Consider the following 21,553-nt stretch of genomic DNA (forward strand, 5'->3'; position numbering starts at 1 on the left):
GACACACGTAACAGAGATAACGGCCAGGGGATTGAGCTGGTGTTATGGATGTCCCGGGTGCCCGCCACCGGACGCCTCCGCACCAGGCAGGATGACGGGGTGGACCGTTACGACATGCTGCTCTCCCCCGCCGGCGTCGACGCGCTGCGTACCGCGCTCACCCGCGCCGACTTCACCGCCAACGGCATCGCCGGCCGGCTCGGGCCGCAGGCCACCGGCGGGGTGGCCCGCAACGACTTCCGGGCCGCGTTGCGGGCCACCGAGGACCGGGACGCGCTGGCCACCCTGATCCGGGTGTTCGTCTGCGACCAGACCGAACCCGAAGCGGCGGTCGCCGCCGCGCTCGCCCCGCTCGACCTCGCCGAGGCGGTCGCCGCCGGCCTGGTCGAGCCGTACGGCGACGGCCTGCGCGCCGGGGTGGACCTGGAGCCGTACGGGGACACCTGGTGGGTGCTCGCCGACGTGCCGGCCAGCGCCCGCCCGGGTCGAGCGCTGCACAGCGAACACGTGCTCGGCATCGGCGGGGCCACCCAGACCCTGATCGGGGCGACCGTACGCCGCCCTGTCGGCACCGCGCTGGACCTGGGCACCGGCTCCGGCGTACAGGCCCTGCACCTGGCCACCCACGCCCGGCAGGTCACCGCCACCGACGTGTCGGAGCGGGCACTGCGCTTCGCCGCCACCACCGCCGCCCTCAACGGGCAGGACTGGGAACTGGTGCGCGGCGACCTGGTCGCCCCGGTGGCCGGCCGGCGGTTCGACCTGGTGGTCAGCAACCCGCCGTTCGTGGTCGGGCCGGGCACCACCACCCACGTCTACCGGGACTCCGGCCGGGTCGGCGACGCGATCGGCGCCGAGCTGGCCGCCGCCGCGCCGGGCCTGCTCACCGAGGGCGGGACCATGCAGTACCTGGCCAACTGGGTACACGTCGCCGGGGAGGACTGGGCGGAGCGGGTGACCGGCTGGTTCGCCGGCACCGGCCTGGACGCCTGGGTGATCCAGCGCGAGGTCGCCGACCCGATGGCGTACGTGCACCTGTGGCTGACCGACGTCGGCGAGGCGGCCGACCCGCACCGGGCGGCGGCCTGGCTGGACTGGTTCGACGCGCACAAGGTCGAGGCGATCGGCTTCGGCATCGTCTCGCTGCGCCGGGGTGGCCACGAAGACCCGACAGTGCGGGTGGAGGACCTGCGGCAGCGGGTCGAACCTCCGCTGGGCGACCAGGTCACCGCCTGGTTCGACAGGCAGGACCTCGTACGGGACCGGGGCGTCGACGGCCTGCTCGCCGCGCGCTACCGGGCCGCCCGCGGGTTGCAACTGCGGCAGGAGGCGACGATCGGCGACGAGGGCTGGGCGGTCGACCGGCAGGTCCTGACCATGCCGCACGGGCTGCGCTGGAGCGAAGAGGTCGACCCGCTGGTGCTGGCCCTGGTCGGCGGCTGCGACGGGCGGCTGCCGCTGCGCGACCAGCTCGCCCTGCTCGCCGCCGCACACGACGTCACCGTCGACGAGTTGGCCGAGGCGGCCGGCCCGATCGTGGCGCACCTGGTCGAGCGGGGCATCGTCGAGCCGGTGACCGACTGATGCGGGCGGTGGTGCAGACCGTCGGCCGCGCCAGCGTCACGGTCGACGGCGAGGTGGTCGGCGCGATCACCGACGGTCTGCTGGTGCTGCTGGGCATCACCCACACCGACACCCCCGAGCTGGCCGGGACGATGGCCCGCAAGGTGCACGAGCTGCGCATCCTCGACGACGAACGCAGCGCCGCCGACACCGGTGCCCCGATCCTGGTGGTCAGCCAGTTCACCCTCTACGGCGACGCCCGCAAGGGTCGCCGACCGAGCTGGACCGCCGCCGCCCCCGCCGAGACGGCCGAACCCCTGGTCACCGCCGTGGTCGAGGCGCTGCGCGCCCGGGGCGCGACGGTCGAGACCGGCCGCTTCCGCACCCACATGCTCGTCGAGAGCGTCAACACCGGCCCCCGCACCCTCCTCCTGGACCTGTAACCCACCCACCCCGCCCCACCCACCCCGCCCCTGCCCCTGCCCCTGCCCCTGCCCCGCCCCAGCCCCGTCCTGCCCCCGGTGATCAAGAGGTTTACGTCAACTTTGATCTTCGTTTTGACGTAAACCTCTTGATCACCGGGGCGGGGCGGGGGCGCGGGGGTGGGCGGGGCAGGGGCGCGGGGAGGCGGGGAGGGGGGAGGCGGGGAGGGGGGCGGGGAGGGCGAGACGGGGTGGGTGGGCGGGAGGTCAGGTGAAGAGGCCGCGGCGGTGGAGGGACTGGCGGAGCCAGCCGTCGAGTTGGGCGGCCCAGTCGGTGCGGTCGGCGGTGGCGTGGTCGACGGTGAACCGGCCGAAGGCGTCCCGGCCCTCGGTGAACAGGCCACCCCGTTTGTCCATCTCCAGCACCACCTGCACCTGGTGCGGGTCGGTGACGAAGGTGACCTCCAGCTGGTTGATCGCCCCGGCGTACTGCGGGGCCGGGTAGAACTCGATCTCCTGGTAGAACGGCAGACCCTGCCGTACGCCGTAGATGTGGCCGCGCTCGACGTCGGCGCGGGCGAACCGGAAGCCCAGCCGCAGCAGCGCCTCCAGCAGCCGCTCCTGGGCCGGCAGCGGGTGCACCGAGACCGCGTCCAGGTCACCCTTGTCGACCGCGCGGGCCACCTCCAACTCGGTACGCAGCCCCATCGTCATCCCGTGCAGCCGCTGGCCGTACAGGTCGGTCAGCGGGGTCTCCCACGGCACGGCGAACCGGAACGGGATGTCGTACCGCTGCCCGGCCTCCAGCCGGAACCGCCCGGTGATCTGCTGCCTGGCGAACTCCTGCGTGGTCTCGTACTCGGAGTCGGCGCCCTCCACCTCGACCCGGGTGAGCAGGCCGAGCGCCACGTACTCGATGTCGGTGGCGTGGTCGCCGCCCGCCACGTGCACCCGCCCCTCCAGCACCCCGCCCGGACGGCAGTTCGGGTTGGCGAGCACGGTCTCCACCGACGGACCGCCCACCCCCATCGACTGCATGAGCCGCTTGAAGACCACCACGTCCTCCATTGCCTGTCGCATTGCCGACCCCGGTGGCCGACCGCTGGCACGGTAGCCGGACCTGGCAAGACCCACTTCGGCCGACACCCCGCATCCGACCGGATTGCTGTCGGGTCCCCGATCGCCTCACCCCCGTTTCACGCCCTGATTGGAAAGCTGTTCATCACCGGAGCCGATGGCGCCGGTACGCGACACGGAAAGCGGAGACGGGGAGACACAGAGATGGCCCTGCAGATGATCGATAACCAGACGCGCCCGGCCACCACCATCGACGCCGAGCACGGCACCGACGCCCTCACCGACCTGGACGCCACCGACGAGCGCGGGGTCTCCACCGACCTGGTCCGGGCCTACCTCAACGGCATCGGCCGGACGAAGCTGCTCACCGCGGCCCAGGAGGTCGAGCTGGCCAAACGGATCGAGGCCGGGCTGTTCGCCGAGGAGAAGCTGTCGACGTGCACCCCCGTCTCCGATGACCTGCACGCAGACCTCGCACTGATCGCCCGGCAGGGCCGCGCCGCCAAGGACCACCTGCTGGAGGCGAACCTGCGGCTGGTGGTCAGCATCGCCAAGCGGTACACCGGGCGGGGGATGGCCTTCCTCGACCTGATCCAGGAGGGCAACCTCGGCCTGATCCGCGCGGTCGAGAAGTTCGACTACGCCAAGGGTTACAAGTTCTCCACGTACGCCACCTGGTGGATCCGGCAGGCGATCACCCGGGCGATGGCCGACCAGGCCCGCACCATCCGCATCCCGGTGCACATGGTCGAGCAGGTCAACCGGATGGTCCGGGTCCGCCGCGAGCTCTCGGTCAAGCTGGGCCGCGAGCCCGTCGTCTCCGAGGTGGCGCGGGCGATGGAGATCCCCGAGTTCCAGGTCATCGAGCTGATCTCGTACGACCGGGAGCCGGTCAGCCTCGACCAGGCCGTCGGCGAGGACGGCGAGAGCGCGCTCGGCGACTTCGTCGCCTCGGTGGACCCGCGCACCGAGCCCGGCGACGCCACCACCAACGGCGAACTACGCAACGAGGTGAGCATCGTGCTGGCCACCCTCTCCCAGCGGGAGCAGGCGGTGATCCGGCTCCGGTTCGGCCTGGACGACGGCCGGCAGCGCACCCTCGACGAGGTCGGCAAGGAGTTCGGCCTGTCCCGGGAGCGGATCCGGCAGATCGAGAAGGTCACCCTGCTCAAGCTGCGCGACCCGGAGCGGGCGCAGCGGCTGGAGGCGTACGCCTGCTGAGCGGGACGGTGCGGTGCGGGCCCCCGGCGAACCGCCGGGGGCCCGCACCCGTGCGGCGCAGCTACGGGGTGCGGCGGCACCCGGGGCAGCGCAAGCGCCCCGGGCACGGCGGCACCCGGGTCAGAGCCGGCGTGGGCCGGTGTCCGGGCGGGCGTCCGCCGCGCCGACGCCCACGGCGGCGTGCAGCACCGAGACGCCGTCCGGCCGGGCCAGCACCGGGTTGAGGGTGAGCGACCGCACCCGGGGCTGCTCGTCGGCGAGTCTGCCCACCCGCAGCAGCAGGTCGGCCAGGGCCGCCCGGTCCACCGGCGCGGCACCCCGGTGCCCGCGCAGCAACGGTGCCGCCCGGGGCTCGTCGACCAGCTCGGCGGCGTCCCGGTCGGTCAACGGCACCGCCCGCCAGGCCCGGTCGCCGAGCAGTTCGGTGGCGACACCACCCAGCCCGAAGCCGACCACCGGCCCGAACGCCGGGTCCTCGCGCAGCTCCACCACGCAGGCCACCCCCGGCGGCACCATCGGCTGGACCAGCACGTCCGCGCCGAAGACCGCCGTCAGGTCCGCGTACGCCCGGCGCAGCGCGACCGGGTCGGCCAGGTCGAGGCGGACGGCGCCCAGGTCGAGGCGGTGCCGCAGGCCGGGCGCGGCGGCCTTCAACGCCACCGGCCAACCGCACCGCCCGGCGGCGGCGAGCGCCTCGTCGACGGTGCCGGCCGGCACCGACCCCACCACCTCGACGCCGTACGCGGCGAGCAGCGCGGCCGGGTCGGCGGCGTCCCCGCGCAACGCGGCCTGCCCGGCCACCCGGTCCACCCGGGGCAGCTCGGGCGGCGTACCCGGCTCCCGGCGCAGCCAGCCGGCGTACCGGCTGACCCGGCCCAGCGCGCGCACCGCCTCCTCCACACTCGGGTACGCGGGCAGCCCGACCGGCACCCGGCCGGCGAGGAAGGTCGCCACCGTCGGTTTGCCACCGCCCAGCGCCGCCGGTAGGGCGGCGGTGAAGTCGGCCTCCTCGACGGTGAGCTGCCCCGGCAGCGGCGGGGCGAAGACCGCCACCACCGCGTCCACGCGATCGTCGGCGACCGCCCCGGCCAGCGCGGCGGCGAACTCGGCGGCACCGGCGTGCGGACCGACGTCGCGGGGATAGCCGGCGGCGACGGTGAGGCCCTGCCCGGCGCAGGCGGTGGCGGCCAGCCCGGTCAGCGCCGACGAGTTGCCCACCACCCCGACCCGGTCGCCGCCCGGCAACGGCTGGTTGGCCAGTAACACCCCGACGTCGAGCAGCTCGGCGACGGTGTCCACCCGGATCACCCCGGACTGGGCGAACAGCGCGCTGACGGCGGCCTCGTCAAGCGCCGGGCCAGCTCCGGGGCCGACCGGGCGGGCCAGCGAGGCCAACGCCACCACCGGCTTGTCCCGGCCGATCCGGCGGGCCAGCCGGGCGAACTTGCGCGGATTGCCGAAGGTCTCCAGGTAGAGCAGGATCACGTCGGTGCCGGGGTCGTCCTGCCAGTACTGGAGCAGGTCGTTGCCGGAGACGTCGGCCCGGTTGCCGGCCGACACGAAACTCGACAGGCCCAGCCCGCGACGCTGCGCCTCGGCCAGCAGCGCCACCCCGAACGCGCCGGACTGGCTGAAGAAACCCACCCGACCGGGGGCCGGCAGCACCGGGGCCAGGGTGGCGTTGAGGCGTACCCGCTCGTCGGTGTTGGCCATGCCCAGGCAGTTCGGGCCGACGACCCGCATGCCGGCGGCGTGCGCCGCCCGGACCAGGGCCCGCTGGGCCGCCGCGCCCGCCGCCCCGGCCTCGGCGAAACCTGCGGAGATGACCACCAGGCCGTGCGCGCCGGCGGCGGCGGCGTCGGCCACCACCGCAGGCGTCGCGTCGGGCGGCACCGCAACCACCGCCAGGTCGACGTCCACCCCGGCGTCGGCCGCCGACGGGTACGCGGGCAGCCCGGCGACCGTACGCGCGCTCGGGTGCACCGGCACGATCACCCCCGGGTAACCACCGTCACGCAGGTGCCCGAGGACGGCCGCGCCGACCCCCTGCCCGCTGGCGCTCGCCCCGTAGACGGCCACCCCGCGCGGGGCCAACAGCCGGGCGATGGACCGGGCCTCGGTCCGGTGTTCCCGGCCGCGCTGCACCGCCAGGGTCGCCTCGGTCGGGGCGATCGGGAAGGTCAGGTGCACCACCCCGTCGGCGAACTGCCGCTGCACCTGGTAACCGAAGTCGGCGAAGACCCGCAGCATCACGCCGTTGGTGGGCAGCACCTCGGCGACGAAGTGCCCGATGCCGGCCCGGCGGGCCGCGTCGGCCAGGTGCTCCAGCAGCACCGAACCGATCCCCCGCCCCTGGTAGGCGTCCTCCACCACGAATGCCACCTCGGCTTCCGGGGCGGCCGGGCCCAGCCGCTCGTACCGGCCGACGGCGACGATCCGGTCGCCGGCCAGCACCACGAACGCCTCCCGGTCCCGGTGGTCGACGGTGACGAACCGGTGCAGGTCCCGTTCCGGAATCCGCGGGTACGGCGAAAAGTAGCGCAGGTAGCGGGTGCGTTCCGAGAAACGCCCGTGCATGGCCACGATCTCCGGCGCGTCCTGCGGCCGGATCGGGCGCAGGCCGACGGTGCTGCCGTCGCTGAGCAGCACGTCCACCGGTTGGTCCACACTGGTCACCACGTCCGGCCCCTCCCCAGGTCCCCGGCTCAGTCGCGCGGGTCGTACGGGTCCAGCCCGAGCAGCGGGAACACCGCCTTGCGGGTGGCCGCCACGGCCCGGTCCACCGAGTTCGGCTCCCCGGTCGGCTGCCACGGCTGGTGCTCCGGGTCGACGTCGTCGGTCATCCGCAGCGGGACGTCCCGGCCGGGCACCCGCCGGGCGGCCAGCGCCCGCCAGCCGGGCGGGGTGAGGGTGGCCGGGGCGATCGGGGCGCCGGCGGCCACCGCCAGCAGATGCGTCCAGGCCCGGGGCACCACCTCCACCAGGGCATACCCGCCGCCGCCGGTGGCCACCCAGCGGCCGTCGCACAGCTCGTCGGCGAGCGCCCGCAACGCCAGGTAGGTGGCCCGCTGCCCGTCCACCGACAGGTGCAGGTCGGCCAGCGGGTCGCTCCGGTGCCCGTCGGCACCGCACTGGGTCACCAGGATCTGCGGTCGGAACGCGCGCAGCACAGACGGCACGATCGCGTGGAAGGCGCGCTGCCAGCCGGCGTCGTCGGTGCCCGGTGGCAACGGCACGTTCACCGCGCTGCCCTGCGCCCCGGGGCCGCCGGTCTCGTCGGGGAACCCGGTGCCGGGGAAGAGCGCCAGCGGGGTCTCGTGCAGGCTCACCGTGAGCACCCGGGGGTCGTGGTAGAACACCTCCTGCACACCGTCGCCGTGGTGCACGTCCACGTCGACGTAGGCGACCCGTTCGGCGCCCAGGTTCAGCAGGCGGGCGATGGCCACGGCCGGGTCGTTGTAGACGCAGAACCCGGCGGCCCGGTCGGGCATGGCGTGGTGCAACCCACCTGCCACGTTTACCGCGCGGCGGGCCTCGCCCCGCCAGACCGCCTCGGCGGCGGCCACGCTCGCTCCGGCGATCAACGCGCTGGACTCGTGCATCCCGTCGAAGACCGGATTGTCCGAGGTGCCCAACCCGTAGCCGGCGAAGAGCGGGTCGCGGGGTGCGGCCCGTACCGCCGCCAGGTAGTCGGGCAGGTGCACCCGGGTCAACGTCGCGTCGTCGGCCGGCTCCGGCCTGACCAACCGCACCCCGGGCCGGTCCAGGACGCCCAGCTCCCGGGCCAACGCGACGGTCAGCTCGACCCGGACCGGGTCGAGCGGGTGCTCCCCCATGTCGTAGTCGAGCAGGGACTCGTCCCACACCACAAGCGTGTCGTCCGACATGGGGTCATCGTCGCACGCAGGTCACCTGTCGCCCACCACACGTGCTGGTCAACCCGCTGGTGTCGGGCCGGTGGCCACCGGGCGGGACGGATCGGCGACCCAGCCGCTCCACGATCCGACATAGAGCGCGGCGTCCGGCCGGCCGGCCAGGTGCAGCGCCAGCACGGCCTGCGCGGCGGTCACCCCCGAGCCGCAGTACGCCCCCACCGGCCGGTCGGCGCGCACCCCGGCGGCGGCGAACCGGTCCCGCAGCGCCTCGGCGGACGGGAAGCGGCCCCCGGTGACGTACTCCGGGGCGGGCAGGTTGACAGCGCCCGGCACGTGCCCGGCGACCGGGTCGACCGGCTCGGTCTCGCCCCGGTAGCGCGGCGCGGCCCGGACGTCCAGCAGCACCCCGTCGTCGGCCGCCCCGAGCCGGGCCGCGTCGTCGGCGTCCAGCACCGGCAGCGCACCCGGCCGGACGGTCACGTCGCCGGGCGACACGGTGGGCACCTCGACGGCGCGGGGCAGCCCGGCGGCGAGCCAGGCCGGCCAGCCACCGGCCAGCACCCGCACCGACCGGTGCCCGGCCCAGCGCAGCGTCCACCAGGCGCGGGCGGCGGACATCCCGTCGCCGCCGTCGTACACCACCACCGGATGACCGGTGCGGACGCCGGCGGCCCGCAGCGCGACCTGGAGCGCGGCCGGGTCGGGCAGCGGATGCCGGCCCGCCGCGCCGGGTGGGCCGCACAGGTCGGTGTCCAGGTCCACGAAGACCGCCCCGGGCAGGTGGCCGGCGGTGTAGTCCGCGCGGCCGGGTGGGCCGGTCAGCCGCCAGCGGACGTCCAGCAGGGTCGGCGGGTCGGGTCGGGCCAGTTCGGTGGCGAGCCGGTCCGGCTCGATCAACGGGTCATCGGTACCGGACATGGCGTCCAGTCAACACCATCGGGGGACCGACCTCGCGATTCGGCGCAGGTCGATCTTCGTGCGCCGGGGTAGCATCGACCACCGGGAGGCCGCTGACGTGAAGCATGACCTGGTCGACACGACCGAGATGTACCTGCGCACCATCCTCGAACTCGAAGAGGAGGGGGTGCCGCCGTTGCGTGCCCGGATCGCCGAGCGGTTGCGGCAGAGCGGGCCGACCGTCAGCCAGACCGTGGCCCGGATGGAACGTGACGGGCTGCTCACCGTCGAGGGCGACCGGCACCTGGCGCTCACCGCGCTGGGCCGGGGCAGCGCGGTGTCGGTGATGCGCAAGCACCGGCTCGCCGAACTGCTGCTCGTCAACGTGATCGGGATGCCCTACGAGGAGGCCCACGAGGAGGCCTGCCGGTGGGAGCACGTGATGAGCGACGCGGTGGAGAAGCGGGTCTACGACCTGCTCAACCGCCCCACCCGCTCGCCGTACGGCAACCCGATCCCGGGCCTGGAGGAGCTGGGCTCACCGGAGGCCGAGGCCACCGACACCGTCGAGGGTGAACGGAACCTCGCCTTCCCCGGGCTGACCGGCCCGGTGGTGGTCCGGCGGATCTGCGAGAGCGTGCAGACCGACGCCGACGTGCTGCGTCAACTGCACGCCGCCGGGGTGGACCCGGGTGCCACGGTCACCGTCGCCCAGGAGCGCGACGGGGTCTTCATCGACCGCTCGGGCGAACGGGTCCGGCTGCCCCGCGAGGTCGCCTCCCGGGTCTTCGTCGCCGCCCACTGACCCGCGAAGGGCCTGGTTCGCCGCGCCCTGACCCGCGAGGGTCTTCGTCCGCCGCGCACCGGCCCGGTGCCGGCCTTCGCGGGTGCCGGGCCGGCGTCACAGCGCCCTGGTGTCGAGCTTCCTCGCCAGGTCGACCAGCCGGACGGCCACCTCACCGGCGGTGGCCCGGTCGTCGTCCGGCGGGCAGGTCCAGCGGAGCATGGCAAGCCGGTCCTCGGCGGCCAGCCAGCCCACCTCGGCCGTCGGACCGTGCTTCGCGGCCTTCGCACCGGTCCGCCGGTAGGCGACCTGACCCAGCTTCGTCACCTTCGTCGCCCCGGCGGGCAGCACGTCGGCGGTGAAGGTGGAGACGTCGATCGACGTGTCGGTGACCGTCAGGGTCAGCTCCGGCCAGGTGGCGTCGATGGCCCGCACCACGCAGGTCCGGGTGTCTCCCCGGTCACTGGCCGCCGCCACGTCGAAGCGGACCTCGGTGTGTTCCTCGATCACCGCGAAGTCGAGCAGTCGGCACGCCCCGCCGGACGAGGCGGCCTCCACCTCCACCGCGGCCGGTTTCTCCGCCGGCAGCCGTACCGGGTCGGCCTCTGCCGCACCGCAGCCCGTGGTCAACAGCACGCCCACGCCGGCCCACCAGATCCGCCCGTGCACGGGCACACCTCCGTGATCGTCGACGGAGAACCCGCCGGTGTCCGTCGGAAACCGTACGGGGTGGCGCTGTCGGACGGAAGACCCGACCGTCCCGCCCGGATGCTGTCAGGTCGGCGAGAGGTCGCGCATGGTCCGCAGTGGAGACAGCACCACGAACAGTGCGGCGCTCCAGGTGCCGAGGGCACAGACCACGAGCGCCGGTCGCAGCCCCCACTGGCTACCGAGCACCCCGCCGGCCAGCGCCCCCAACGGCACCACTCCGAAGCAGACCCACAGGAACGCGGCGTTCACCCGACCGAGCAGCTCCGGCGGAGTGATCCGCTGCCGGTACGACAGGATCGACACGTTGAAGAGCACCGCGTTGGCGGAGAACGCGGCCAGGCCGACGACGTAGAGCGCCAACCCCCAGCCGGGCCGGGCCAACGGCACCAGCAGGTAGAGCGGGCCCGGCGTCACCATCGACATCCAGATCACCCGGGCCGTGCCGATCCGGCGGGACAGCCGGTCGGCCAGCGCGCCGGTGACCAGCCCACCGACCGCCCCCAGGGAGAAGACAAGCCCGACGGTTGCCGGGCCGGCCCGTAGCTCCCGTACCAGGTAGCTGACCTCCAGCGCGCTGGTGCCGATGGCGAAGAAGTTCGACGTGGCGGTGCAGGCGAGGATGCTGCGCAAGATCGGTCGGCGGCCGACGAAGCGCAACCCCTCGGTGAGGGCGACCCGCGCCGGCACCCGGTCGGCAACGGCCGGACGGTCCCGCACCGGCGGCCGGACCGCCACCAGCGCCACCGCGCTGAGCAGGAAGGCCAGCGCGGTGCCGAGGAACGCCCGGGCGGCACCGACCACACCTGCCAACGCACCGCCGACACTCGGCCCGACCAGCGCGGCGGTGTCCTGGCTGACGGTCAGCCGGGCGTTCGCCTCGACCAACCGGTCCACCGGCACCAGAGCCGGCACGATGCTCTTGTAGGCCACCGTGAAGAGCACGGTGAGCACCCCGCAGAGCCCGACGACGGCGTACAGGAAGGCCAGGGTGAGCTGCCCGACCAGGGCGGCCACCGGCAGCGACGACAGCAACGCGGCCCGGCCCAGGTCGCAGCAGATCATCAGCCGGCGCAGATCGACCCGGTCGGCGAGCAGACCGGCCGGCAGTGAGAAGAGCAGGTAGGGCAGCCAGGCCAGCACTGTCAACAGGGAGACCTGGAACACGCCCGCCCGCATCGGGCCGGCCGCCAGCAGCGGCACCGCCACCCCGGACATCCGGGTGCCCAGCTCACCGACCGTCTGACCGCCCCAGAACAGCGCGAAGCTCCGGTCCCGCCACAGCGGCCGGCGCACCACCCTGCCACTGGTCAACTGCGTCGTCATCGGTCCCCCGTCGCTCCGCACCCAACCTAGGTGGGCCGGGCGGCCGGGGCACCCGGATTAGTCGTCGACGTAGGGGCAGTGCCGGCAGCCACGCCCGCAGCAGGTGCCGCGTCGGGCCAGAAAACCGGCGCTGAGGACGAACAACCCGGTGGCCGGGTCGGGATAACCGGCCTCCCCGGCGGCGAGCGCGGCGGCGTGTGCGGCCAGGATCCGGGCCCGGCCGGGGTGCTCCGGCGGCAGCCGGGACGGGTGCGGCTCGGTCAACGGCCGGTCCGCCAGCGGACGACGTTCGGCACTCACCGCCGCGAGTCTACGGCCCTGGGGGCTCAGCCCGCCGCGCCGGCGGTCTCGGCGCGGACCCGGGTCAGCAGGTCGACCTGCTGGACCTTCGGGTAGAGCACGTCCCAGCCGTCCAGACCGCCGCCGAGCACGTGCGCCTTCTCCAGCAGGGTGTACTCGGCGACACCGAGGTTCTCCCCCCGTCCCGTCCCTGCCCTCGTGGTTGCCGGTGCGGTCGAAACTGACTGCGGTCGGCGTGATGATCGATCTCATCCGCTGTCCCGTAACGCTCACGGAACGTCATGGTCCGGATCGGTCAGCCGAACCAGTGTGCCTCCTGGCCGTGTGAGCGGATCCAGGCCAACGGCGTCCCGTCGAGGCCGAGCACGTTGTACAACGCCCCGTCCGGCGGCGCCGGCAGCCGGGGGTGCGCCAGCACCTCGGCCGCTTCGGCGGCCACCCAGTGACCGGGCAGGGTGCGGACCAGCTCGACGAAGGCCGCCCGGCGCGGCGGCGGCACCTGGTAGAGCACGGAGGTGTGCAGGACCACGAGCGTCGCGCCGGCCGGGGCCCGCGCGGCCAACTCCGGCAGGTCGTCCACCAGGTCACCACGGACCAGCTCCGGCGGGTCGGCTGCGGCCACCGCCGCCGCCGTCCGCAGCCGGGCCCGACGGTGGCGGTGCTCCGGCCAGATCAGCGCGTCGAGCCAGTCCACGTCGGCCGGGTCGGTGACGTCGAGCGGGTTCAGGTCCAGACCGGCCCGCCACACCACCTCCGGCCGGGTGACCGGCGGGCTCGTCCCGGTGAGCAGGCAGTCCAGGACCGGCTCCCCCGGGCCGAGCAGGTGCTCGCCGTAACGGTAGGCGTACCGGTCGGGATAGAGGCAGAGGCCGGCGGACGCGCCGACCTCCAGCAGCGCCAGCGGCTGCGGCAGGGCGGCCAGCACCGGTAGCAGCGCCGCGCAGCGCCCGGCCTCGTTGGTCTGCACCGCCCGGGTGAGCATCGCGGCCCGCACCGCCGGCCAGTGCGTCACGGTGTGGGCGCGGAACCCGGTCGGGTCGTCGACCGGGCCGCCCCGCCAGCGGACGACGCCGAAGAGCAGCTGTGGCTGCCGCTTCGCCGGCGGCAGGGTGTCGAGGAGCGCCAGCAGTTCGTCGTCGTGGGCGACCACGTGGGCCAGCCGCTCGTAGGCCGGCGAGACGCCGTGCGCCTCCCGGGTGGCGAACTCGACGTACCGTTCGGCGGTGGTCATGCCCCGATCATTCCCGCCGCACCCGTGCCACGCAGCCCCGTGCCGGCCGGGGCCGGATACGCGGAAGGGTCGGCACCCCGTTCGAGGTGCCGACCCTTCCGCGTAGACCCGTAGGTCAGCTGCAACCGCTTGTGGAGCCGCAGCCCTCGCAGACGTAGCAGCTACCGGCCGGGCGCATCTTCGTACCGCAGGTGAAGCAGAGCGGCGCGTCGGCGGCCTTGCCGATCACCGCCTCCAGCAGTTCGGTGGAGGAACCCACGGCGGGCGCCGGCTTGGCGGCGGCCACGTCGGCCAACTCCTGGGCCGGCTGGGCCACCGGGCCGGTCTTCGGCTCGACCGCCTCGACCGGGGCCGAGGACGCCATCGCGGTCAGGTCCGTGCCGCTCGCCTCCGCCTCGGCCTCGGCCCGCAACTGCGCGGCCCGCTCCTTGGCGGTGAAGATGCCCAGTTCGGCGCGGCGCTCGTAGGGCAGGAAGTCCAGCGCCAGGCGACGGAAGATGTAGTCCATCACCGAGGCGGCCATCCGCACGTCCGGGTCGTCGGTCATCCCGGCCGGCTCGAACCGCATGTTGGTGAACTTGCTGACGTACGTCTCCAGCGGGACGCCGTACTGCAGGCCGATCGAGATGGCCACCGAGAAGGCGTCCATCACCCCGGCCAGGGTGGAGCCCTGCTTGGACATCTTGAGGAAGACCTCGCCGAGGCCGTCGTCCGGGTAGGACGACGCGGTGAGGTAACCCTCGGCACCGCCGACGGAGAACGAGACCGTCTCCGACGCGCGCTTCTTCGGCAGCCGCTTGCGTACCGGGCGGTACTCGACGACCTTCTCCACCGCGGCCGGGGCGGGTGCCTCGACCACGGCCGGGGCGGCGGTCTTGTTCGGCTTGGCCACCGAGAGCGGCTGGCCGACCTTGCAGTTGTCCCGGTAGATCGCCAGCGCCTTCAGCCCGAGCTTCCAGCCCTGGAAGTAGATCTTCTCGACGTCGGCGACGGTGGCCTGCTCCGGCATGTTGACCGTCTTGGAGATGGCGCCCGAGATGAACGGCTGGACGGCCGCCATCATCCGGACGTGGCCCATCGGGGCGATGGACCGCTCGCCCATCGCGCAGTCGAAGACCGGGTAGTGCTCCGGCTTGAGGCCGGGTGCGTCCACCACGTGACCGTGGTCGGCGATGTGCTCGACGATCGCCTCGACCTGCTCCTCGGGGTAGCCGATGCTGCGCAGGGCGCGCGGGACGGTCTGGTTGACGATCTGCATCGAGCCGCCGCCGACCAGCTTCTTGAACTTGACCAGGGCCAAATCTGGCTCAACACCCGTAGTGTCACAATCCATCATCAAACCGATGGTTCCGGTCGGAGCCAGTACCGCGGCCTGCGAGTTGCGCCAGCCGGCCCGGTCACCGAGCTTGTTGCCCTCGGTCCACTGCTTCGTCGCCTCCCGCAGGATGGCGGTGGCCACCGTGCCGGCCGGCTTGATCGCGTCGTTGGCGGCGGCGTGCTTGCGCATCACCCGCTTGTGCGGCTCGGCGTTGCGCGCGTAGCCGTCGTACGCGCCGACGATCGCGGCCAGCTCGGCCGAGCGGCGGTACGCGGTGCCGGTCATCAGCGAGGTGATCGCCGCCGCCACCGACCGGCCCTGCTCCGAGTCGTACGGCAGGCCGGAGGCCATCAACAGCGCGCCGAGGTTGGCGTAGCCGATGCCGAGCTGCCGGTAGGCGCGGGTGGTCTCGCCGATCTTCGCGGTCGGGAAGTCGGCGAAGCAGATCGAGATGTCCATCGCGGTGATGACGAACTCCACCGACCGGACGAACTTCTCCACCTCGAAGCCGCCGTCGGCACGGAGGAACTTCATCAGGTTCAGCGAGGCGAGGTTGCACGAGGAGTTGTCCAGGTGCAGGTACTCACTGCAAGGATTGGACGCGGTGATCCGGCCGGTCTCCGGGCAGGTGTGCCAGTCGTTGATGGTGTCGTCGTACTGCAGGCCCGGGTCGGCGCACTCCCAGGCGGCCTGGGCGATGGTGCGGAACAGCTTCTGGGCGTCGACGGTCTCGATGGTCTGCCCGTCGAGCCGGCCCCGCAGGTCGAAGCCACCGCCGTTCTCCACCGCCGCCATGAACTCGTCGGAGACCCGGACCGAGTTGTTGGCGTTCTGGTACTGGACGCTGACGATGTCGTTGCCGCCGAGGTCCATGTCGAAGCCGGCGTCCCGCAGCGCGCGGATCTTGTCCTCCTCGCGCGCCTTGGTGGTGACGAACTCCTCGATGTCCGGGTGGTCCACGTCCAGGATGACCATCTTGGCCGCGCGCCGGGTGGCGCCGCCGGACTTGATGGTGCCGGCGCTGGCGTCCGCGCCGCGCATGAAGCTGACCGGGCCGGAGGCGGTGCCGCCGGAGGAGAGCAGCTCACGCGACGACCGGATGCGCGACAGGTTGACCCCGGAGCCGGAGCCGCCCTTGAAGATCAGCCCCTCCTCCTTGTACCAGTCCAGGATGGAGTCCATCGAGTCGTCAACGGCAAGGATGAAACAGTTGTGCACCCGTAGGTTGCCGGCCAGGAACTCGCCGCTCTCGGTCTGGATGTCGTAGACCTCCATCGCACCGAGCGGCTCGACGCGGTCGATCTCCACCCGCTTGGCGTCGTTGGCCGGCTGGCCCGGCTTGGCGAAGCCCTGTTCGAGTTTGGCCATCTTGTCGACGCCGATGAAACCGATGTGCGTGGCGAACAGGTCCCGGTCGCCGTCGTTCTGAATCCGAACCGACCAGCAGCCCTTCCGGTCGGGACGGGGGTCTGCCTGGTATCCGACCCGGGAGAAGATCCCGAAGCGCAGCAACAGGCTCTGCACACCCCGGATCAGCTTCTCCGAGATCATGTCGACCGCGACCAGCGTCGAACTCTCCCGCGCCGACACGTAGCCCTCGGCCTGGAAGATGCTGCGGAGGTAGCCGGCGACAACCGGCAGCGGGGCGGTGAAGAGCCGCTCCGGCACCGTCATGTCGACGCCACGGGTCAGCAGATCCCACTTGTCGACGAAGGGGCGCAGGTGCTCGCCGTAGAGGCGGGTACGGCGGCAGTCGAGCTCGTCGCTCTGCGTCGCCACCGGGCGCTCGTGCCGGTGCGCGTCGGCGAAGACCTCGTCCAGGGTGCCGGTGACCCAGTCCAACTCGTCGTCGTTGACGGTCATCGCCTCGATGGTCAGCGACCGGTTCGTACCCTCGGTGTACTGACCGACGAAGCCGTCCGACTGCAACCAGCCGGCGAGCGCGGCCTCGCGGATCTCCCGCAGGTCGAGCTCGGTCTCGCCGTAGGCGTAGGTACGGTGCCACTCGAGCTGGTCACCGGGAGCCAGCGTGCCGGCCTCGACCCACCGGCCGGTACCGGTGCCGGTGCTCTGCCAGACCACGTGGTCCGGGGTGACGTCGAGGGTGTAACCCGCCTTGGTGTGCAACCGGAGGACGTCACGTACCCCGTTGGCCTTGACCGCCACGATCCGGGTCAGGCCGTTCGCGTCGTACACCTTGGTGCCGACGGACCCGTCCTCGACGAGCTTGCCGATAGGCACCAACCCTGCCGGGGTGCTGACCAGAGAGTCGTACGGCAGACAGGCACTGACCTGCTGCGGCGACGGGGTGCCGACGTTGAACCAGACCGGCGAGTTGAAGCTGAACACCTGGTGCAGCAGCATCCAGGTCAGCTCGTGCGCGAAGATCTCCGCGTCGGCCGGGTTGGCGAAGTAGCCGTGCTGCTCACCGGCGGCCCGGTAGGTCTGGACCACCCGGTCGATGAGCTGCCGCAGCGACCACTCCCGCTCCGGGGTCCCCACCGCGCCCCGGAAGTACTTGGTGGTCACGATGTTCGCCGCGTTGACGCTCCAGGACTCGGGGAACTCCACCCCGCGCTGCTCGAAGTTGATCGAGCCGTCCCGCCAGTTGGTCATGACGATGTCGCGGCGCTCCCACGCCACCTCGTCGTACGGGTGCACGCCCTCGGTCGTCCAGACCCGCTGCACCTTGAGCCCCGTCGCCGCGCCGTTCTTCGCCGCCCGCGACCGGCTGGTTGTCACGCCGTCCCCCGCCATCTCATCGGCCCCCTCGTCTGCGCGGCCACCCGCCACGCGTCGTCACTGTCAGAATCCAGGTCGTCACTTGGTACAAGACTCAGTTGGTACGGTCGGCGGCCTCGGCCGCGTCGACGCGGGCCCGCGCGGCAGCCCGGAGTGTCTCGATCTCACGCTCGAAGTCGGCAAGTGAGTCGAACGAGCGGTAGACGCTGGCGAAGCGGAGGTAGGCCACCTCGTCCAGGTCGCGCAGTGGGCCCAGGATCGCCAGACCCACGTCGTGGCTGGGCAGCTCGGCGGCCCCCTTGGCCCGGACGGTCTCCTCGACCTTCTGCGCCAGCAGCGCGATGGAGTCCTCGTCGACCGGCCGGCCCTGGCATGCCTTGCGCACCCCGCCGATGATCTTCGTCCGGCTGAACGGCTCGGTCACCCCGCTGCGCTTGACCACCGCGAGCACGGGCTCCTCGACAGTGGTGAACCGCTTGCCGCATTCCGGGCAGGAGCGCCGCCGCCGGATCAGCTGACCGTCGTCGGCCTCGCGCGAGTCGACGACCCGGGAGTCGGCGTGCCGGCAGTACGGACACCGCATCGCCTGACCTCCTTGATCGACCGTGGGCCCGCCCGCCCGCTCCGGGCACACGTCGACCCGGCGGAGCCGGCCTCGTCGGCCGTCGCCGTGGTCGACGATACGGGAGTGCAGTGGGTAGTCGAACCCAACCTGTGGGCAACTTACGCCCATGTGACTACTACATCTAGGGGTCGACCGTAGGCCGCCGGCCGGGTCGGGTCAAGTTGCGGGCGTGTCCGGCGCGTCACGCCCGAGCCGCCCTTCCCACCGTGCGACGACCTCGCCGCACCCGGGTGCCGACAGGTGCAACCGACCGGACCGTCGGGAGGTTACCGGCCGTCCGGCCACGCCCGGCGGGACGGACGGCCGACCCGGAGCACCGCCGACCCGTCGTACACAGGTTCGACGAGGCCGTACCATCTACCAGAACAAACGTACGAGTTGCCAGGCTCGCCACCCGACACGCCGAGATGCGTCGTACAGATGTTTGAAAATGACCGATCTCACCTATACGGTCATGAACGACCGGGCAGGCCGCACAGGTCGGTCCGACACCGCGACACCCCCGCACGCACCACGAGCCGCCAAGGCACCCAGCGCCGACCAGGGAGGACGGACGTGACCGAGGACCGGGCAAGCCGGCAGAAGAACCCGCAGCCGATCGCCGAGGCGGGTCCGCCGGCCACTCGGCGTCCCCGCGCCGCCCGCAGTCGGACCGGTCAGCCGGCCGTCCGCCCGGTCACCCCGGTGGTCAGCGGTTTCCCCGACCCGGCCACCGTCGACCTCACCGCCCGGCAGCGCCGCATCCTGGAGTTCATCCGCAGTTGGGTGGAGCGGCACGGCTACCCGCCGAGCGTCCGCGAGATCGGCGAGGCGGTCGGCCTGGTCTCCCCGTCCAGCGTCGCCTACCAGCTCAAGGAGTTGGAGAAGAAAGGCTTCCTGAGGCGCGACCCCAACCGTCCCCGGGCGGTCGACGTCCGCGCTCCGAGCGACGCCGACGACGAGCTGAGTCGCGCCCAGCGCCCCACCCCGGCGTACGTGCCGATGCTGGGTCGGATCGCCGCCGGCGGGCCGATCCTGGCCGAGCAGGCGGTGGAGGACGTCTTCCCGCTCCCCCGCGAGCTCGTGGGCGAGGGTGAGGTCTTCATGCTCCAGGTCAAGGGCGACTCGATGCTCGACGCGGCGATCTGTGACGGCGACTGGGTGGTGGTCCGGCAGCAGCCGATCGCCGAGGCCGGCGACATCGTCGCCGCCATGCTCGACGGTGAGGCGACCGTCAAGACCTACCGTCGACGCGACGGTCACGTCTGGTTGATGCCGCAGAACCCGGCCTTCGATCCGATCCCCGGTGACGACGCCACCATCATGGGTCGGGTCGTCGCCGTGCTCCGCCGGATCTGACGCCCCTCGAACGGCCGCCTCCGTCGGAGGCGGCCGGCGCGCCACCCAGGACGGCGCTCGCCGCGCCGCAGGTCAGTAGCGCTCGCCGTTGCGGCCGGGCGGCTGACCGTACTGGCCACCCCGCCGGTCTTCCTGACCACCGTCGCGGCGCGGACCCGAACGCGGCTCACGGGGACCCGCCCCACCACGACGCGGCGGTTCGGCCCGCCCAGCACCGTATTCGCCGTCTCCACCGCGCCCACCGCCCGGAGCGCCACCACGGCCACCGGCCGCGCCCGCACCACCCGGCGGCGTGCCACCACGACCACCCGGCGGCGTGCCACCATGCCCACCGGCCGGAGCACCACCATGCCCACCCGGCGGCGTGCCACGCCCGCCCATCGGGGCACCGCCACGGCCACCCGCCGGAGGAGCACCACGGCCACCCGCCGGAGGAGCACCACGGCCACCCGCCGGAGCACCGCCACGCGGGTCCGCAGCGGCCGGCGTGCCGGCCCGGGAGGCACCACGTGGGGCACCGCCACCCGGGCCACCACGTGAGGCACCGCCGCGCGGACCGACACCGTTGACCGGCGGGCCGCCAGCCGGGGCGGCACCGTAGACCCCACCGCCGGCGGGACGACCGCCGCCGTAGACACCGCCGCCCGCCGGACGTCCGCCGCCCGGTGGGATGCCACCTCCCGGACCACCGGAAGGAACTGCTCCGGGGCCGGCCGGGGGCCGGCCACCGCCGTAGACCGCGCCGCCGGCCGGACGGGCGGGCGCACCGCCGACCGGCGGCGGGGCGCCGTAGACACCGCCACGTGGCCGGTCCACTGATGGTTCAGCACCCCGGGGAGACTCACCGGCCGGCAGGCCGTCGGCCCGGGAGACGGCGCCGGAGGTGAAGACCTCGTCGTCGGGGTCGTCCGGCTCCTCGCCAGCCGCCGCGGCCCGCCGCCGGGATCGCACGATGCCGACGATGCCCGCCCCGACCAACACGGCGCCGATCGCACCGACCGCACCGATCAGGTAGGTGATCTGGTCCAGGCTGAGGGCGTCGTACCAGGACTGCTCGGCGACCGGCTTGGCTCCCGCCGCGCCCTCGACCGGCTCCGCGCCCTTGGTGGACGGCGAATAGCCGAGGATGTCGATCGGGTCGTCCGGGGAGAGTTCACCACCGTCGGAGACGGTGACGAAGCCGGTGCCGTCCGGGGTGTACGCGATGGCCTCGCCGAACGGGTCGGCCAGCGGGGTGACCCGGGGCTTGCCGGTGGTCAGGGCGGCCACGATGTCGTCGCCACTGACGTCGTACTCGAAGGCGTCGGCGTAGGTGCGCAGGACCACCTTGCTGCCGTCGGGCGAGCGGGCCGCTCCGGTGATGGCCACCCGACCGATGATGTTGAGCGGGTTGTCGGTGGTGGTCTTCGGCAACGTGATCTCGCCGACCTTCTTCATCGGTACCGGTTCGGCGTTGCCGCCCTTGTCGAGCTTCGCCTCCGGGGTGTAGATCTCCGCCTTGCCGCTGGGCACCTTGGTGATCACCAGGGGCATCTCGTCCGCGCCGACCAGCAGCGCCTCGGCGTCGTGCGGTTTGCGCTCCGGGTACGACAGCCGGTGCAGCACCGGCTGCTTGGCCCCGGTGACCGGCATCGTCCAGACCGCGACCCGGGTACGCCGTTCCTTGCTGGTGACGTTGTCACCGGTGTCGGCGATCCAGAGGGTCTTTCCGTCCGGCGAGAGAGCCAGGTCCTCGGTGTCGAAAGGGCCGTCGCCGGAGTACTTCACCGGCTCCTTGGCGATCTTGCACTTGGTGTCGAGGAAGAAGACCCGCTTGCGGCTCTCGTCAAGGGTGCCATCGTTGATCACGATGTAGCCGGTCTTCGTGGCGACCAGGCCGGAAAGCTCCCGCAGCCGCTCGTCGGTGATCGTGCACTTCTTCTTGCCGGCGGGCGCGGCGGCAAGAAGCGCCCCACCGACCGGGGCGGCGGCAACCGGCGCCCCGCCGACCAGGGCGGCGGAGGTCGGTGCCGCCGCGGCGGCGGCAGCAGCAGGTGCCACGGCCGCGCCGAACAGGGCGAGGGCAACCGTGACCGAGGAGACAGCGCGGCGCATGGCGTCAGTGTCGCATGCCGCGATGAACCTCC

At 73.0% G+C, this 21,553-nt stretch carries 15 protein-coding genes and 3 pseudogenes; 5 read left to right on the top strand and 13 right to left on the bottom strand.

Annotated features, from left to right (window positions below; all coding sequences use genetic code 11):
- The first annotated feature begins 99 nt into the window (after positions 1-99).
- Both OHQ87_RS16470 and dtd read left to right on the top strand, forming a co-directional pair.
- Positions 100-1,584: a DUF7782 domain-containing protein gene (locus tag OHQ87_RS16470; protein WP_328338803.1), complete on the top strand. Its 1,485-nt coding sequence runs from the start codon at positions 100-102 to the stop codon at positions 1,582-1,584.
- Complete coding sequence (dtd, locus tag OHQ87_RS16475; RefSeq protein ID WP_328338805.1) at positions 1,584-2,006, top strand: D-aminoacyl-tRNA deacylase; 423 nt, start codon at positions 1,584-1,586, stop codon at positions 2,004-2,006. The genes OHQ87_RS16470 and dtd overlap by 1 nt, the downstream gene beginning before the upstream one ends.
- 246 nt (positions 2,007-2,252) lie before the next feature.
- Here dtd and OHQ87_RS16480 read toward each other — a convergent pair whose 3' ends face one another.
- Complete coding sequence (locus OHQ87_RS16480) at positions 2,253-3,041, bottom strand: sporulation protein (protein ID WP_328348880.1); 789 nt, start codon at positions 3,039-3,041, stop codon at positions 2,253-2,255.
- Positions 3,042-3,266: 225 nt separating this feature from the next.
- Here OHQ87_RS16480 and sigB point away from each other — a divergent pair, with 225 nt between their 5' ends.
- A complete protein-coding gene (gene sigB, locus OHQ87_RS16485; RefSeq protein WP_442930468.1) occupies positions 3,267-4,283 on the top strand; it encodes an RNA polymerase sigma factor SigB in 1,017 nt (338 codons plus the stop codon).
- A 120-nt stretch (positions 4,284-4,403) separates the two neighbouring features.
- Here the strand turns inward: sigB and OHQ87_RS16490 are convergent, their stop codons facing one another.
- From OHQ87_RS16490 to OHQ87_RS16500, 3 genes are read right to left on the bottom strand one after another with little or no spacing between them, the layout of a single operon-like run.
- Positions 4,404-6,992 (bottom strand): bifunctional acetate--CoA ligase family protein/GNAT family N-acetyltransferase, encoded by a 2,589-nt coding sequence (locus tag OHQ87_RS16490; protein WP_442930835.1) that lies wholly within the window; start codon positions 6,990-6,992, stop codon positions 4,404-4,406.
- Positions 6,989-8,170 carry an acetoin utilization protein AcuC gene (locus OHQ87_RS16495; RefSeq protein WP_328338809.1) on the bottom strand — a complete coding sequence of 394 codons (1,182 nt, stop codon included), beginning with the start codon at positions 8,168-8,170 and terminating at the stop codon, positions 6,989-6,991. The genes OHQ87_RS16490 and OHQ87_RS16495 overlap by 4 nt, the downstream gene beginning before the upstream one ends.
- Positions 8,171-8,218: 48 nt before the next feature.
- Complete coding sequence (locus OHQ87_RS16500; RefSeq protein ID WP_328338811.1) at positions 8,219-9,076, bottom strand: sulfurtransferase; 858 nt, start codon at positions 9,074-9,076, stop codon at positions 8,219-8,221.
- Between the two features lie 97 nt (positions 9,077-9,173).
- Between OHQ87_RS16500 and OHQ87_RS16505 the strand changes: the two genes are divergently transcribed.
- Complete coding sequence (locus OHQ87_RS16505; protein WP_328338813.1) at positions 9,174-9,860, top strand: metal-dependent transcriptional regulator; 687 nt, start codon at positions 9,174-9,176, stop codon at positions 9,858-9,860.
- A 96-nt stretch (positions 9,861-9,956) separates the two neighbouring features.
- Here the strand turns inward: OHQ87_RS16505 and OHQ87_RS16510 are convergent, their stop codons facing one another.
- The 8 genes and pseudogenes from OHQ87_RS16510 to nrdR all read right to left on the bottom strand — a co-directional run bounded on the left by OHQ87_RS16510 (position 9,957) and on the right by nrdR (position 18,047).
- On the bottom strand, positions 9,957-10,508 hold the full coding sequence (locus OHQ87_RS16510; RefSeq protein WP_328338815.1) for a hypothetical protein: 552 nt from the start codon (positions 10,506-10,508) through the stop codon (positions 9,957-9,959).
- A gap of 105 nt (positions 10,509-10,613) precedes the next feature.
- Positions 10,614-11,873 (bottom strand): MFS transporter, encoded by a 1,260-nt coding sequence (locus tag OHQ87_RS16515; RefSeq protein WP_328338817.1) that lies wholly within the window; start codon positions 11,871-11,873, stop codon positions 10,614-10,616.
- A gap of 57 nt (positions 11,874-11,930) precedes the next feature.
- Positions 11,931-12,173 carry a DUF5522 domain-containing protein gene (locus OHQ87_RS16520; protein WP_328338819.1) on the bottom strand — a complete coding sequence of 81 codons (243 nt, stop codon included), beginning with the start codon at positions 12,171-12,173 and terminating at the stop codon, positions 11,931-11,933.
- Between the two features lie 295 nt (positions 12,174-12,468).
- Complete coding sequence (locus OHQ87_RS16525; RefSeq protein WP_328338821.1) at positions 12,469-13,404, bottom strand: DUF2332 domain-containing protein; 936 nt, start codon at positions 13,402-13,404, stop codon at positions 12,469-12,471.
- A gap of 115 nt (positions 13,405-13,519) precedes the next feature.
- Positions 13,520-15,943: pseudogene (locus tag OHQ87_RS16530) on the bottom strand (vitamin B12-dependent ribonucleotide reductase); the annotation flags it as partial.
- A 177-nt stretch (positions 15,944-16,120) separates the two neighbouring features.
- Positions 16,121-17,002, bottom strand: a pseudogene (locus OHQ87_RS16535) (LAGLIDADG family homing endonuclease); the annotation flags it as partial.
- Positions 17,003-17,479 (bottom strand): annotated as a pseudogene (locus tag OHQ87_RS16540) (vitamin B12-dependent ribonucleotide reductase); the annotation flags it as partial.
- 79 nt (positions 17,480-17,558) lie between these two features.
- Positions 17,559-18,047, bottom strand: coding sequence for a transcriptional regulator NrdR (nrdR, locus tag OHQ87_RS16545; protein ID WP_328338822.1), 489 nt, complete (start codon positions 18,045-18,047; stop codon positions 17,559-17,561).
- A 597-nt stretch (positions 18,048-18,644) separates the two neighbouring features.
- On the opposite strand from nrdR, the gene lexA reads away from it, so the two are divergent.
- A complete protein-coding gene (gene lexA / locus OHQ87_RS16550; protein WP_328338824.1) occupies positions 18,645-19,427 on the top strand; it encodes a transcriptional repressor LexA in 783 nt (260 codons plus the stop codon).
- 72 nt (positions 19,428-19,499) lie between these two features.
- Here the strand turns inward: lexA and OHQ87_RS16555 are convergent, their stop codons facing one another.
- Positions 19,500-21,521, bottom strand: a complete 2,022-nt coding sequence (locus tag OHQ87_RS16555) for a hypothetical protein (protein ID WP_328338826.1) — start codon at positions 21,519-21,521, stop codon at positions 19,500-19,502.
- Positions 21,522-21,553: the final 32 nt, after the last annotated feature.

The sequence above is a fragment of the Micromonospora sp. NBC_00421 genome (assembly GCF_036017915.1).
In the GTDB taxonomy this organism is placed as follows: Bacteria; Actinomycetota; Actinomycetes; order Mycobacteriales; family Micromonosporaceae; genus Micromonospora.